18 protein-coding genes and 1 pseudogene are annotated in these 14995 nt (G+C 29.4%); 6 read left to right on the top strand and 13 right to left on the bottom strand.

Annotated elements, in window-relative coordinates; translation table 11 throughout:
* Window positions 1-11 precede the first annotated feature (11 nt).
* From LPB03_RS15595 to LPB03_RS15575, 6 genes and pseudogenes are all read left to right on the top strand, one after another.
* A complete protein-coding gene (locus LPB03_RS15595) occupies window positions 12-896 on the top strand; it encodes a dienelactone hydrolase family protein (protein WP_065320214.1) in 885 nt (294 codons plus the stop codon).
* On the top strand, window positions 897-1574 hold the full coding sequence (locus tag LPB03_RS15590) for a hypothetical protein (RefSeq protein ID WP_065320215.1): 678 nt from the start codon (window positions 897-899) through the stop codon (window positions 1572-1574). It abuts the gene before it with no gap.
* A 45-nt stretch (window positions 1575-1619) separates the two neighbouring features.
* Window positions 1620-1730: pseudogene (locus LPB03_RS16865) on the top strand (dienelactone hydrolase family protein); the annotation flags it as partial.
* Between the two features lie 122 nt (window positions 1731-1852).
* Window positions 1853-2416 carry a PAS domain-containing protein gene (locus LPB03_RS15585; RefSeq protein ID WP_065320216.1) on the top strand — a complete coding sequence of 188 codons (564 nt, stop codon included), beginning with the start codon at window positions 1853-1855 and terminating at the stop codon, window positions 2414-2416.
* A 106-nt stretch (window positions 2417-2522) separates the two neighbouring features.
* A complete protein-coding gene (locus LPB03_RS15580; RefSeq protein ID WP_065320217.1) occupies window positions 2523-3344 on the top strand; it encodes a class I SAM-dependent methyltransferase in 822 nt (273 codons plus the stop codon).
* 73 nt (window positions 3345-3417) lie between these two features.
* Complete coding sequence (locus LPB03_RS15575) at window positions 3418-4158, top strand: hypothetical protein (protein ID WP_065320218.1); 741 nt, start codon at window positions 3418-3420, stop codon at window positions 4156-4158.
* Between the two features lie 3 nt (window positions 4159-4161).
* Here the strand turns inward: LPB03_RS15575 and LPB03_RS15570 are convergent, their stop codons facing one another.
* The 13 genes from LPB03_RS15570 to rplO all read right to left on the bottom strand — a co-directional run bounded on the left by LPB03_RS15570 (window position 4162) and on the right by rplO (window position 14993).
* Window positions 4162-5076 carry a dimethylarginine dimethylaminohydrolase family protein gene (locus LPB03_RS15570; RefSeq protein WP_065320524.1) on the bottom strand — a complete coding sequence of 305 codons (915 nt, stop codon included), beginning with the start codon at window positions 5074-5076 and terminating at the stop codon, window positions 4162-4164.
* A 72-nt stretch (window positions 5077-5148) separates the two neighbouring features.
* Window positions 5149-6435 carry a citrate synthase gene (locus LPB03_RS15565; RefSeq protein ID WP_065320219.1) on the bottom strand — a complete coding sequence of 429 codons (1287 nt, stop codon included), beginning with the start codon at window positions 6433-6435 and terminating at the stop codon, window positions 5149-5151.
* 203 nt (window positions 6436-6638) lie between these two features.
* Window positions 6639-7928: a phosphopyruvate hydratase gene (gene eno, locus LPB03_RS15560; RefSeq protein WP_065320220.1), complete on the bottom strand. Its 1290-nt coding sequence runs from the start codon at window positions 7926-7928 to the stop codon at window positions 6639-6641.
* Between the two features lie 261 nt (window positions 7929-8189).
* Complete coding sequence (gene carA, locus LPB03_RS15555; RefSeq protein ID WP_065320221.1) at window positions 8190-9308, bottom strand: glutamine-hydrolyzing carbamoyl-phosphate synthase small subunit; 1119 nt, start codon at window positions 9306-9308, stop codon at window positions 8190-8192.
* A 184-nt stretch (window positions 9309-9492) separates the two neighbouring features.
* Window positions 9493-9975 (bottom strand): 50S ribosomal protein L17, encoded by a 483-nt coding sequence (gene rplQ / locus LPB03_RS15550; protein ID WP_065320222.1) that lies wholly within the window; start codon window positions 9973-9975, stop codon window positions 9493-9495.
* Window positions 9976-10124: 149 nt separating this feature from the next.
* On the bottom strand, window positions 10125-11117 hold the full coding sequence (locus tag LPB03_RS15545; protein ID WP_065320223.1) for a DNA-directed RNA polymerase subunit alpha: 993 nt from the start codon (window positions 11115-11117) through the stop codon (window positions 10125-10127).
* Window positions 11118-11209: 92 nt separating this feature from the next.
* Complete coding sequence (rpsD, locus tag LPB03_RS15540) at window positions 11210-11815, bottom strand: 30S ribosomal protein S4 (protein WP_065320224.1); 606 nt, start codon at window positions 11813-11815, stop codon at window positions 11210-11212.
* A 153-nt stretch (window positions 11816-11968) separates the two neighbouring features.
* Complete coding sequence (gene rpsK / locus LPB03_RS15535) at window positions 11969-12352, bottom strand: 30S ribosomal protein S11 (RefSeq protein WP_026775239.1); 384 nt, start codon at window positions 12350-12352, stop codon at window positions 11969-11971.
* Between the two features lie 88 nt (window positions 12353-12440).
* Complete coding sequence (rpsM, locus tag LPB03_RS15530) at window positions 12441-12806, bottom strand: 30S ribosomal protein S13 (protein ID WP_065320225.1); 366 nt, start codon at window positions 12804-12806, stop codon at window positions 12441-12443.
* Complete coding sequence (gene ykgO / locus LPB03_RS15525) at window positions 12806-12922, bottom strand: type B 50S ribosomal protein L36 (protein WP_004568720.1); 117 nt, start codon at window positions 12920-12922, stop codon at window positions 12806-12808. Before ykgO ends, rpsM begins: the two co-directional genes overlap by 1 nt.
* Before the next feature lie 68 nt (window positions 12923-12990).
* Window positions 12991-13206 (bottom strand): translation initiation factor IF-1, encoded by a 216-nt coding sequence (infA, locus tag LPB03_RS15520; protein WP_004568721.1) that lies wholly within the window; start codon window positions 13204-13206, stop codon window positions 12991-12993.
* 1 nt (window position 13207) lies between these two features.
* Window positions 13208-14530: a preprotein translocase subunit SecY gene (secY, locus tag LPB03_RS15515; protein ID WP_065320226.1), complete on the bottom strand. Its 1323-nt coding sequence runs from the start codon at window positions 14528-14530 to the stop codon at window positions 13208-13210.
* A gap of 13 nt (window positions 14531-14543) precedes the next feature.
* Window positions 14544-14993, bottom strand: coding sequence for a 50S ribosomal protein L15 (rplO, locus tag LPB03_RS15510; protein WP_065320227.1), 450 nt, complete (start codon window positions 14991-14993; stop codon window positions 14544-14546).
* Window positions 14994-14995 lie beyond the last annotated feature (2 nt).

Below are 14995 nucleotides of genomic sequence, written 5' to 3'. Positions count from 1 at the left end.
ATTTCAACAATATGGAACTCAAAAAAGAAGATATTAGCCAAGAAGTATTTGATTTGTATGATGATTATGCTCATAACAAAATGGATCGAAAAGAGTTTCTACAAAAACTATCTTTGTATGCAGTTGGTGCAATAACTTTACCAGCTTTGTTGAGTTTTATTTCACCCAATTATATCGATTCTATTTTAGTTGATGCCAATGATCCAAGATTAAACTCTGAATTTATTACATACGATTCTCCAAAAGGTGGAGGAGAAATCAAAGCCTTACTTTCCATTCCAAAAGACGCAAAAAAGAAATTGCTAGGTATTATTGTGGTTCATGAAAATCGAGGATTAAATCCTTATATAGAAGACGTTGGCAGAAGAGCAGCTTTAGAAGGTTTTATTACGTTGGCTCCAGATGCATTATCGCCTTTAGGTGGTTATCCAGGAAATGATGATGAAGGAAGGTCGATGCAAAGAAAAAGGAATCAAAAGGAAATGTTAGAAGATTTTATTGCTGCTTACGATTATTTAAAAAATCACAAAGATTGTACTGGTAATGTTGGTGTGGTTGGTTTTTGTTTTGGTGGATGGATATCTAATATGATGGCTGTAAGAATCCCAGAATTAGGAGCTGCAGTTCCTTATTATGGAAGACAACCAGAAAGCGAAGATGCTGCCAAAATAAAAGCGCCATTATTATTACAATATGGTGAGTTAGATAAAAGAGTTAACGAAGGTTGGCCAGATTTTGAAACCGTTTTAAAAGAAAATAATATAGAGTATGCAGCACATTTTTATCCAAATGTAAATCATGGTTTTCATAATAATACAACTCCAAGATTTGATAAAGCAGCAGCAGATTTATCTTGGAAAAGAACCATTGAATTTTTTAATAAACATTTAAGTTAAATGAAAAAAACTATTATTATATTTTTATTATTTGTGTGCTTTAAAATGCATAGTCAGTTTGGCCTAGAGTCATTATTTAAGAGTAATAAATATAAAACAACAATTATCTATAAAAATAATGACACAATTCAAGGATATTCAAAAGACTTTGAAGGGTTTAGATTTTATTTTAATAAAAAGAAAAAAGGCAAATACAAAAGTATTGAAGTTGATAATGTGAAAAAGATTACTGTATACGAATCTACAGGAAAAGTTGTTTACTATACCATAGTAGAAAAAAAGAAAAAAATAGATAAAAACTATTTGGTTCAGTTAGTTTATGACGGAAAAATAAAGCTTTTTTCACATAGATACTTATCAAATTTTGGAGGGACAACTCAATATAATTCTCACTCAACTCCTGCTGGTCAAATAAATGTAACTACAACAAATAGTTCAAGTTCATATAACATGAATATTCTTTACATAAAGAAAGAGGATGAAAAATATGCCACAAATATTACAATGGCAAAAATTGGTGGAAGAACAGATAAAAGTTTTAGGAGATTCCTTAGTGAATATTTTAATAGTTGTCGCGAATTACAAAATAAACTACTGACAGAAGAATTAACAAAAAATGATATCATAGAAATCTTAGAATTTTACGATAGCAAATGTTACAAATTAGAAAATCGTTAAACTTTTACGATATTTTTAAAGTAAATTTTATTGATTTTGTGTTAAAATATTAACTATGGTTTTCATAATAATACAACTCCAAGATTTGATAAAGCAGCAGCAGATTTATCTTGGAAAAGAACCATTGCATTTTTTAATAAACATTTAAAAGCATAGCTTAAAAGTGTGATGGAATAAAACAACGAAAAAATGATGTAAATTTTCAATTTAAAGTTTTAACTTTTCTCTAATCACATTTTTTATTTAACTTAGCTATCTGAAAGAAATAAACTGTAATCATGAAATATAATTTATCGAATATGATGTGTTTAGATTTCTTTTTATCTGCACAAAACAAAGAAGATTACAAAGCAATTGAACCTCTTCTCATTACCCCAGAATTTGCAAATTTCCCATTAAAAAGTTTCGACATATTTGTGGATTCTTTTACATCTAAAATGAAAACTTTAGATAGAGAAAATGATATCAATAGTATAAAAGAATTTGCTGCTAAATATAAATGGACTAGCAATATCGATATCATTTTTAAAGATATAGATTTCGAAGCCATCGTCTTAACAAACGATAAACAGGAAATTATTTGGGTTAATGAAGGTTTTAAAGAAATGACAGGTTTTACTAAAAAGTTTGCACAACAAAAAACACCTTCGTTTTTACAAGGAAAAGATACTTGCAAAGTAACAAAAGAGAGAATTAGAGAAAATATTAAATTAAACAAACCTTTTACAGACATCGTTATTAATTATAAAAAAGATAAAACCCCTTACAGATGTGAGATTAAAGTTTTTCCTCTTTTTACTGAAAATACAACACATTATATTGCTTTAGAAAAAGCTGTTTAAAATATATTTAGGTGTTTATCTATTGATGTCCTCATTTTAAATTTGAAAGGAAACTAACCACTGTTTTTATTTCAAATAAGTTACTTTTATCATTCAAATATTTAAAGTGAAAAACAAACCACTCATCAGCAAAAAACTAGAAGATTTTTACAACAATGCTTCAGAAGAAACCAGACTTGAAAAAGGAATGGGCATTTTTGAATTTGAACGCATTAAAGAACTTATTCAACTTCATATAACTAAACCAAAAGCAACGATTATAGATGTTGGTGGAGGAACAGGAAAATACAGTGAATGGTTGGCAAATAAGAATCATACAGTTCATTTAATTGAACCCGTTTTAAAACATATAAAATTAGCTGAAAAGAGAGCTAAAAAAATAAAAAATCCTTTTTCTGTTCAAATTGGTGAAGCTAAAAAATTACCTTATGGAGACAATGTTGCTGATTTGGTAATTCTTCATGGCCCTTTATATCATCTTCAAAAAAGAGAAGATAGAATTACAGCAATTTTAGAAGCAAAAAGAGTGCTTAAAAAAGGGGGAATTATTTTAGGTTTCGCCATTAATGCAACAGCTTCTACAGTTGTAGGTTTAATGAATGGTATGTTGCATGCAAACTCGTTTTTTGAAATGTGTAAAGAAGAACTCACTACAGGAATTCATAATGCTCCAAAAGATTTTCCTTTTTTATTGGCGGATGCTTTTTATCATAAGCCAGAAAATTTAAAAGCAGAATTTTTAGAACAAGATTTAACATTCATCAACCTTTTTGCTGTAGAAGGAATGATTTGGTTAGACAACGAATACTTTGCAAATATGCTAGATAAAAAGAAATCTAAAACTTTAAAAGCCTTGCAAAATCTTACTCAAAATGATGAGTATTTGTTACCTTTTAGTCCTCACATAATGATTGCTGTTAAGAAATAAAACTTCAAAAACTCTTTTTGTATCTTTGTTAAAATTGATAAAAGAATAAATATTTTACCCTTATTTACAACCAATGATAAAACAATATGAAAACACTTTAAGAAAATTAATTATTGATGTTCTTGGTGATGCTGATGAAAGCGAATATAATATTCCTAAAAATATTACAAATAAATGGTTTAAAAAAAGAACTTCTGAACAGGATAAAAACGATGGTTTTCTTTTTGAAAAAAGAATCATTTTTTATGCTGATTTTGAAAATCTAGGGTTAATTATTGATGAAAATTGGCAAAAGTTCGCTCCTATTTTAAATGATAAAAAAAGATTTTTTGTTTTTTTAAATGAAATTGAGCACTTTAAAAAAATAATTGATAGCGGAAAAAACCTTATAAAAAGTCAAGAAGATTTACTTTCTGGAATTCTGTCAGATTTAAAAAACACTATTACAATTTACAACAACAAGAATAATTTAGTGGATGATTATTTTATTGCCATTACAAAAATATCTGATAATTTAGGTACTTCTTGGACAAATTCAAATAAAGAAAATCAACAAAAACCAGTTCTTAAAGTTGGTGATGACTATGAATTATTAGTACAAGCTAATGATCCAAAAGATCGAGAAATTGAATATCAACTATCTCATTTTACAGGAAAATTAAGAATCAATCAAGATTCAAAAAGATTCAATTTTAAAATAGAAAAAGAATTCGTAGGTCAAAATACAATGCTCATCATCAAAGCATTTACTAAAGATGCTGATTATGTGAATGAAAGTATTTTTAAAATTTATCTAACTGTTTTACCCGAATAAAACTTACTCTCTAATTAATGGCATCGTAGAACAGCGTAATAAACCTTCTTGCTTAGCAATTTCTGTATAAGGTACTTCTTCTACTATAAATCCGTTTTCTCTTAACCACGTATTTAGTCTTGTAAAATTTTGTTCAGAAACAATTACCTGTTCAGAAATAGAAAAAATATTACTGTTCATATTGTACATTTCCTCTTTTGTAATTTCAAACACGTTGTCTTTTCCGAAGTAATTTAGCAACCATTCGTATTCACTTTCAACCAAAAAACCATTTTTATGAAGAATAGCTTTATCTTTTCCTATAGGTTGAAAACAACAATCTAAATGTAGGGCATTTTCTTTAGCATTTGTGTTCGATTTTCTCAACTCAAAAGCTTTGACTATTTTATGTGGAAATAATTTTTGAAGTTCTTTTACAGCCTGTACATTTGTTCTAGCAGTTATAAAATCTGCATAATCATCACCTGAATAAGTACCCATAAAAACATACTCATTCCAAGGCATTACATCTCCTCCTTCTACATGACAATCTGCTGGCAATTGAATTATATTCTTTGGATTAATTTGATCTAAGACATGTTGTATGGCTAAATATTCTTTTTCTCTGTCAGGTAAAATGTTTGCCTTTATCAATTTATCATCAATAACAAAAGCGATATCTCTTGTAAATATTTGATTGTAATTTTCTAAAATTTCTGGCCTAAAGACTTTTATATTATACTTTTTAAAAATAGCTGCAACTGCGTCCATTTCAGAAATCATATCTTGCTCTTTTGGATATGTTCCATTTAAAACATGCTGTAAACTTTTAGGATCATAACAATCTTCTGGTTTTGGAATTGCTCCAATACTCTTTGCTGTTCCTAAAATTACTGCTTTTAATGTAGCAGTTTCATTCTGAATATTAAGTTGTAACATATCTCTTATCATTAAAAAAAAGCTCCATAAAATATGAAGCTTTTAATTATTTAGTAAAAATAATATTATTTTTTATCTTTTATCAATATCTACAAAATCTCTAGTAGTTTTTCCTACGTAAATTTGACGAGGTCTTCCTATAGGTTCTTTGTTCAATCTCATTTCTCTCCATTGAGCAATCCAACCAGGTAAACGTCCTAAAGCAAACATTACTGTAAACATTTCTACAGGAATTCCCATAGCTCTGTAAATAATACCTGAATAGAAATCTACATTAGGATATAATTTTCTATCCACAAAATAAGGATCATTTAATGCTTCTTGCTCTAAACCTTTTGCAATTGCTAAAATAGGATCTTCTACACCTAAATCATTTAAAACTTCATCTGCAGCTTTTTTAATGATTTTTGCTCTTGGATCAAAGTTTTTATAAACTCTATGTCCAAAACCCATTAATCTAAAAGGATCATCTTTATCTTTCGCTTTCGCCATATATTTTTTAGTATCTCCACCATCAGCTTTTATAGCTTCCAACATTTCTAATACTGCTTGGTTTGCACCCCCATGAAGTGGTCCCCAAAGTGCAGAAATTCCTGCTGATAATGATGCAAATAATCCTGCATGAGAAGATCCTGCAATTCTTACTGTAGATGTTGAACAGTTTTGTTCATGATCTGCATGTAAAATTAATAATTTGTTTAAAGCTTCAACAACAATATCGTTTGTAACAAATTCTTTGTTAGGTTGCTTAAACATCATTTTATACATGTTTTCTACATAGCCTAAATTACAATCTCCATAATCTAAAGGTAAGCCTTGTTTTTTACGCATTGTCCACGCTACTAATACAGGAAACTTACCTAATATTTTAACAATAGCTTTGTACATGTCTTCTTCAGAATTTACATTTACAGAAGAAGGATTAAATGCTGTTAATGCAGAAGTTAAAGAAGAAATAACACCCATTGGATGTGCAGACTTAGGAAAAGCCTCTACAATTTTTCTTACATCTTCATCTAAAATAGATTGATCACAAATATCTTGTTTAAACTTTTTTAGTTGATCTGTAGTTGGTAAATCACCAAAAATTAATGCGTAAGAAACTTCTAAAAATGTAGCTTGCTCTGCTAATTGTTCAATAGGATATCCTCTATATCTTAAGATACCTTTTTCACCGTCTAAAAATGTAATAGCACTTTCACAAGAACCTGTATTTTTAAAACCTGGATCTATTGTAATTACTGAGTCTGTTACTCCTCTTAAAGATTTTATATCAATGGCAACTTCATTTTCTGTTCCTTTAATTAAAGGAAATTCGTAGGATTTATCTCCAATTTGTAATTTAGCTATATCTGACATTTATAGTGATTTTTTTATATAATTTTCTAATCACGAAGATACCAAAATTTACAGCATTTTAAAAGAGGTTAAGCATAGATTTTTAATATAAAAAAATAAGTAGTATTGATTTAACAATTCCTTAATAAAAACATAAAAGCCTTGCAAATTTGCAAGGCTTTTAAAGTAAGTATATTATATTATTCGTTTTAAAAATAATCTAATTAAATATTAAACGCATTCTGTTTAGGAAAATAAGCTACATCTCCTAATTCTTCTTCAATTCTTAATAATTGGTTGTATTTTGCCATTCTATCTGAACGTGAAGCAGAACCAGTTTTAATTTGACCACAGTTTAAAGCTACTGCTAAATCTGCAATTGTATTATCTTCAGTTTCTCCAGATCTATGAGACATAACAGAGGTATAACCAGCATTTTTTGCCATATTTACAGCAGCAATAGTTTCTGTTAACGTACCAATCTGGTTTACTTTAATTAAAATTGAATTAGCAATTCCGTTTTCGATTCCTCTTCCTAAACGTTCAACGTTTGTTACAAATAAATCATCTCCAACTAATTGAACTTTATCACCAATTTTATCAGTTAAATATTTCCAACCTTCCCAGTCATTTTCATCCATACCATCTTCAATAGAAATAATAGGATATTTTGTAGAAAGCTCAGCTAAATAATCTGCTTGTTCTTCAGATGTACGGATTTTTCCTGTTTCACCTTCAAATTTTGTATAATCGTATTTACCATTTACATAGAATTCTGCAGCAGCACAATCTAAAGCAATCATAATTTCATCACCAAAAGAATACCCAGCATTTTTAACAGCTAAAGCAATTGTTTCTAAAGCATCTTCTGTACCACCTGCTAAGTTTGGTGCAAAACCACCTTCATCTCCAACAGCTGTAGATAAATTTCTATCGTGTAAAACTTTCTTTAAATTGTGGAAAATTTCAGAACCCATTTTCATAGCTTCTGTAAAATTTTTAGCTTTTACTGGCATTACCATAAATTCTTGAAAAGCAATAGGCGCATCAGAATGAGAACCTCCATTGATAATATTCATCATTGGTAAAGGCAACGTATTTGCTGAAACACCACCAACATATCTATATAAAGGCATTCCTAATTCATTAGCTGCAGCTTTTGCTACTGCTAAAGAAACTCCTAAAATTGCATTGGCTCCTAATTTCGATTTATTTGGTGTTCCATCTAAATCAATCATTAATTTATCAATACTATTTTGTTCAAAAACAGAAACTCCTAAAAGTTCTTCAGCAATTAAAGTATTTACATTTTCAACTGCTTTAGAGACTCCTTTACCCATGTAATCTTTACCTCCATCACGTAATTCTACAGCTTCATGTTCTCCTGTAGATGCTCCAGATGGAACAGCTGCTCTTCCTAAAACTCCATTTTCTGTAGTTACATCAACTTCTACTGTTGGATTTCCTCTTGAATCAAAAATTTGACGTGCATGAACGTTTATGATAATACTCATTGTATTTTTTGTTTAATTAATTTAATATTCAGTTACTTCTGCTAAATTACAAAATGTAAAAAGAATTTAAGAAAATGTATTTAATTAATTACGAAAACGTTTGCTACCTTAAATAAAAAAACCCACTCAATAAATTGAGTGGGAAAATTGCTATGAAAAAGAATGTGATTTTTCAATCACACATCAAAGATAGTAGAACTATAAAGAAAAAATTCTTTAAAATGATGAACTACTTTTAACGTTAGACGAATAACTTTTAAGTTAAGATAAAACTACTTTTGATGCTTTTATATTTGCTATAAATTGATCAAATAAATATACAGAATCATTAGGTCCTGGACTTGCTTCTGGATGGTATTGAACAGAAAAAGTATTCTTATCTTTTAATCGAATTCCTGCAACAGTATGATCATTTAAATGAACATGTGTAATTTCTACTTGTTCATTTGCTTCTGTTTCTTCTCTATTGATGGCAAAACCATGATTTTGAGAAGTAATTTCTCCTTTTGTTGTTAATAAATTCTTTACAGGATGGTTAATTCCTCTATGACCATTATGCATTTTATATGTTGATATTCCTTGTGATAATGCAATAACTTGATGTCCTAAACAAATACCAAATAAAGGTAAATCTCTGTTAATAATTTCTTTAGCTAATTGAATCGCATCTGTTAAAGGTTCTGGATCTCCAGGTCCATTTGAGATAAAGAATCCATCAGGATTAAAAGATGATAAATCTTCAAAAGATGAATTATAAGGAAACACTTTTATATAAGCTCCTCTTTTTGATAAATTCCTTAAAATGTTCTTTTTGATACCTATATCTAAAGCTGAAATTCTTATTTCTGAATTTTCATCGCCTACAAAATAAGGTTCCTTAGTAGATACTTGCGAAGCCAACTCTAAACCTTCCATACTTGGTACATTAGATAATTGTTTTTTTAATTCGTCAATATTATCAACTTCAGTAGATATGATTGCATTCATAGCTCCATGATCTCTAATGTAAGAAACTAATGCTCTAGTATCAACATCAGAAATTGCGACTAAATTATGCTTCGAAAAATAATCTTTTAAATTTCCATCAGAATCTGCTCTAGAATGTGTAAAACTAAAATTTCTACAAATTAAACCAGAAATTTTAATCCCATCAGATTCAACATCATTATCATTTACTCCATAATTACCAATATGGGCATTTGTTGTTACCATTAATTGCCCAAAATAAGATGGATCTGTAAATATTTCCTGATACCCAGTCATCCCTGTATTAAAACAAATTTCTCCAGTAGCTGTTCCTTCAATTCCTACAGATTTACCGTAAAAAATTGTTCCGTCTTCTAATAATACTAATGCCTTTTTTCTTTGTTGATATTTCATTGGTGATAATTAAATTACTTACTTTACAAATTTACAAAATATATATTTCTGTATTTTGAAATTTATATATTGGTTTTAAAAAAATTAATAACTTTTGATTTATTATTTAATAATACAAAACATAAAAAAAGGAGATAAACGTTAACGTTTATCTCCTTTATATAAATTAAAAAATTTTCATTTTTTATTCTTCTGATTTTTCTTCGGTAGCAGTATTTTCTACTTGAGCAGTTTCAGTTTTATTAGATCCTCCTCTTCTACTTCTACGTGTAGATTTTTTAGCTTTTGTTCCTTTAGGATTATAAATTTCGTTGTAATCAACTAATTCAATCATAGCCATAGGAGCATTATCTCCCTGACGATTTCCTAATTTTATGATACGTAAGTAACCTCCTGGTCTGTCAGCTACTTTTACAGAAATTTCTTTGAATAATTCTGTAACAGCATATTTATCACGTAAGTGAGAAAAAACGATACGTCTGTTGTGAGTTGTATCACTTTTAGACTTTGTAATTAAAGGCTCTGCAAAAACTCTTAAAGCTTTCGCTTTAGCAACAGTTGTATTAATACGTTTGTGTTCAATTAAAGAACATGTCATATTAGCTAACATTGCTTTTCTGTGAGCTGTTTTTCTTCCTAAATGATTATGCTTTTTTCCGTGTCTCATTTTATGTTTGTTTTATGTTTTCATCTTGCATCTACCCATTTTGAGGAGCAAATTATGAAAAATTATTGTTTACTATAGATTATAAAATACGTCATATAAAAATATTAGAAATTAAAATTAACTTCTAATATTTTTATATGTTTTTAGTATTAATCTCTATCTAATTTATATTTTGTTAAATCCATTCCAAAACTTAAACCTTTAACAATCACTAGTTCTTCTAGTTCTGTTAATGACTTTTTACCAAAGTTTCTAAATTTCATTAAATCACTTTTATTAAAAGAAACTAAATCTCCTAATGTATCTACTTCTGCTGCTTTTAAACAATTTAAAGCTCTAACAGATAAATCCATATCGATTAATCTAGTTTTTAATAATTGACGCATATGTAATGATTCCTCATCATATGTTTCTGTTTGTGCAATTTCATCTGCTTCTAAAGTGATACGCTCATCAGAGAATAACATAAAGTGATGAATTAAGATTTTTGCTGCTTCAGTTAATGCATCTTTAGGATTAATTGAACCATCAGTATCGATATCAAATACTAATTTTTCGTAATCTGTTTTTTGTTCTACACGATAATTTTCGATTGCATATTTTACATTCTTAATAGGAGTGTAAATAGAATCAGTAAAAATTGTACCTATAGGTGCAGATGCTTTTTTATTTTCTTCAGCAGGAACAAATCCTCTACCTTTTTCAATTGTAATTTCTGCGTTTAACTTCACAGATTTATCCATATTACAAATTACTAAATCAGGATTCAATACTTGAAAACCTGAAATAAATTTCTGTAAATCTCCAGCAGTAAATTGCTCTTGACCAGAAATTGAAACAGATACAGTTTCTCTATCAGTTTCATCAATTTGTTTCTTAAAACGTACTTGTTTTAAGTTTAAAATAATTTCTGTAACATCTTCTACAACACCAGAAACAGTAGAGAACTCATGTTCTACACCATCTACACGTAAAGATGTAATTGCAAACCCTTCTAAAGAAGATAAAAGAACTCTTCTTAAAGCGTTTCCAACAGTTAAACCAAATCCTGGTTCTAAAGGTCTAAATTCAAATCTACCAGAAAAATCTGTAGATTCAATCATGATAACCTTATCAGGTTTTTGAAAATTTAAAATTGCCATTTTTCTTCGTTTTAATTGTTATTTAGTTGCGCGATTTATGAGTGTGAAGAAATACAAATAAATCCTTTGGCTAAATGTCAATATTATTAATATTACTTAGAATATAATTCTACGATTAATTGTTCTTTAATGTTTTCTGGAATTTGTAGTCTTTCTGGTACTTTTACAAAAGTTCCAGTTTTTGTATCATTATTCCAAGTTAACCATTCAAAAACATTACTGTTAGAAGCTAATGCATCTTCAATAGCTACTAAAGATTTAGATTTTTCTCTTACAGCTACTACATCTCCTTCTTTTAATTGATAAGATGGTACGTTAACGATAGAACCATTAACAGTAATATGTCTGTGAGAAACTAATTGACGAGCTCCACTTCTTGAGTTAGAAACTCCCATTCTGTAAACAACATTATCTAAACGTGATTCACATAATTGTAATAAGATTTCACCTGTAATTCCAGATGCAGCTTGTGCACTTTTAAACAAGTTACTGAATTGACGCTCTAATATACCATAAGTATACTTTGCTTTTTGCTTCTCCATTAATTGAGTAGCATATTCAGATTTTTTTCCTCTTCTTCTTGCATTTCCATGTTGTCCTGGAGGAAAGTTTCTTTTTTCGAAGTTTTTATCTTCTCCGAAGATTGCCTCGCCAAATTTACGAGCAATTTTAGTTTTTGGTCCTGTATATCTTGCCATTTCGTTGTTGTTAAATTAGGGATTATGAATTAAGGCTTTCTCCTTCGATAATCTTAGCTCCTAATTGATTAAAAATATAAATAAATACTAATTGTTATATACAATAAAGTAGATTTAGAAAAAATCTAAATCTACTTAAAATATATAATTTTCTTAAACTCTTCTTCTTTTCGGTGGACGACATCCATTGTGAGGAATAGGAGTAACATCAATAATTTCTGTTACTTCAATACCTGCATTATGAATAGATCTAATTGCAGACTCTCTTCCATTACCTGGACCTTTCACATAAACTTTTACTTTACGTAAACCTGCTTCTTTTGCAACATTTGCACAATCTTCTGCTGCTAATTGAGCTGCGTAAGGTGTGTTCTTTTTAGAACCTCTAAAGCCCATTTTTCCAGCTGATGACCATGAAATAACATCACCTTTTTTATTTGTTAAAGAAATAATGATATTGTTAAAAGATGCTGTTACATGCGCCTCTCCAATAGCATCAATTATTACTTTACGTTTTTTTGCACTTGCTTTTGCCATAATTTTTATTGTTCTGTTATTACTTTCTAGTAAATTGTAATTTAAAATTACGGCACACTAGTAGTTGATAACAAGTTTAATCTCTAACTTATTTTTTCTTGTTAGCTACAGTTTTTCTCTTACCTTTTCTTGTACGAGAATTGTTTTTAGTTCTTTGCCCTCTTAAAGGTAGACCTAATCTATGACGAATTCCTCTTTGGCAACCAATATCCATCAAACGTTTGATGTTTATCTGAACTTCAGAACGTAATTCACCTTCAATAGTGAAAGAACCTACTTGCTCTCTAATTGCTGCGATTTGATCATCAGTCCAATCTTGAACCTTAATACTTTCGTCTACTTTTGCATCTGCTAAAACTTGTTTTGCTCTGCTGTTCCCTATACCAAAGATGTAAGTTAAAGCGATAACACCTCTTTTATTCTTTGGAATATCAATACCTGCTATTCTTGCCATTACCCTTGTCTTTGTTTAAATCTAGGATTTTGTTTATTAATTACATATAATCTACCTTTTCTGCGTACTATTTTGCAGTCGGCACTTCTTTTTTTAACTGATGCTCTAACTTTCATCGTTTCTAATTTTTATTTAAAAATTAAAAGATTAAAACTAATCCTCCAATCTTCTAATTATTTAATTTTTAATATCTATAAGTTATTCTCGCTTTCGATAAATCGTAAGGACTCATTTCTAGTTTCACTTTATCACCAGGTAATAATTTGATATAATGCATACGCATTTTACCAGAAATGTGTGCTGTTACAATATGTCCATTTTCTAATTCCACACGAAACATAGCATTTGATAATGCTTCTGTAATAGTTCCATCTTGTTGTATTGCTGATTGTTTAGCCATATTATTTATTAGATTTTCTATTACTGTTTCCTGCTTTCATTAAACCATCATAATGGCGATTTAACAAATAAGAATTAATTTGTTGTAACGTATCAATTGCAACACCAACCATAATAATCAATGAAGTACCTCCGTAAAACATTGCCCAACTTTGTTGAATTCCAAATTGAAATGCTATAGCTGGTAAGATTGATAAGGCTGCCAAAAATATCGATCCTGGAAAAGTAATTCTAGACAATACAGAATCTAATCTATCTGCTGTATCTTTTCCTGGTCTAATTCCTGGTATAAAACCACCACTTCTCTTTAAATCATCTGCCATCTTATTCGTAGGAATAGTGATTGCAGTATAAAAGAATGAAAATACAATGATTAAAATCGCAAATATCAAGTTGTAACTTAAACCGTTAATATCAGTTAAACCTGCTAAAAAAGGAAACTTATTCCCCAATGCCATTGGTAAAAACATAATTGCCTGTGCAAAAATGATTGGCATAACACCAGCAGCATTTAATTTCAATGGAATATAGTCTCTTGAACCAGCAACATTTTGAACGTTACCTGCAACTGTTCTTCTAGCATATTGAACTGCAATTTTTCTAACAGCTGTAACTAATAGAACTGTAAGTAAAATAACTACAAGCCAAACAATAATTTCAATTAAAATCATCATTATTCCACCAGCACCAGCATTTGTTGTTTTTGCAACAAATTCTTGTAAAAAAGCTGCTGGGAAATTAGCTATAATACCAACTGTAATTAATAAAGAGATACCATTACCAACTCCTTTGTCAGTTATACGTTCTCCTAACCACATAGCAAAAATTGTACCTGCAGTAAGAATAATTATAGATGAAACCCAAAAAGTTGCTCCACTCACTAAAAAAGCTTCAGGACCTAAACCAAATTGTGTTTTAATAGCTGTTATATAAGTTGGTGCTTGAACTAAAGTAATACCAATAGTCAACCATCTCGTTATCTGTGTAATTTTTTTACGACCACTTTCACCATCTTTTTGAAGTTTTTGTAAATAAGGAACCGCAATTCCCATTAACTGAACAACAATAGATGCTGAAATATAGGGCATAATACCTAGTGCCATTACTGACGCTCTTGCAAATGCTCCTCCTGTAAATGCATTCAATAATCCTAAAAGACCACCTTGAGTACTATCTTTTAATGCTGCTAATTGTAAAGGGTCTACTCCAGGTAATGGAACAGCCGCCATAAAACGATATACAGCAATTAAACCGATTGTTAGAAGAATCTTATTTTTTAATTCTTCAATACTAAAAATTTCTTTTAATCTATTAATTAAATTCATCCTTTAAGAATTCTTATAAAGTAACAGCTTCTCCACCAGCTGCTTCAATAGCTGCTTTTGCGGTTGCTGAAAATTTATGTGCAGTTATATTCAATTTAGTTTTTAACTCTCCATTCCCTAGTATTTTTACTAGTTCATTTTTACCTGCTAAACCATTAGCAACTAAAATTTCTAAATTAACTGTATCAGAAATAGTTCCATTATCAACTAAAGATTGTAATTTATCTAAATTGATACCTTGATATTCCTTACGGTTAATATTTGTAAAACCAAATTTTGGCACACGTCTTTGAAGAGGCATTTGACCACCTTCAAATCCTACTTTTTTAGAATATCCTGAACGAGATTTCTGACCATTGTGACCTCTTGTTGAAGTACCACCTTTACCAGAACCTTCACCTCTTGCTATTCTCTTTTCCTTTTTAACGGAACCTTCTGCAGGTGTTAAATTATGTAAACTCATTT

The sequence above is a fragment of the Polaribacter vadi genome, assembly GCF_001761365.1.
GTDB lineage: Bacteria > Bacteroidota > Bacteroidia > Flavobacteriales > Flavobacteriaceae > Polaribacter > Polaribacter vadi.
Note: the sequence above shows the minus strand (reverse complement) of the source record. Positions and strands in the feature narration are given on the sequence as shown.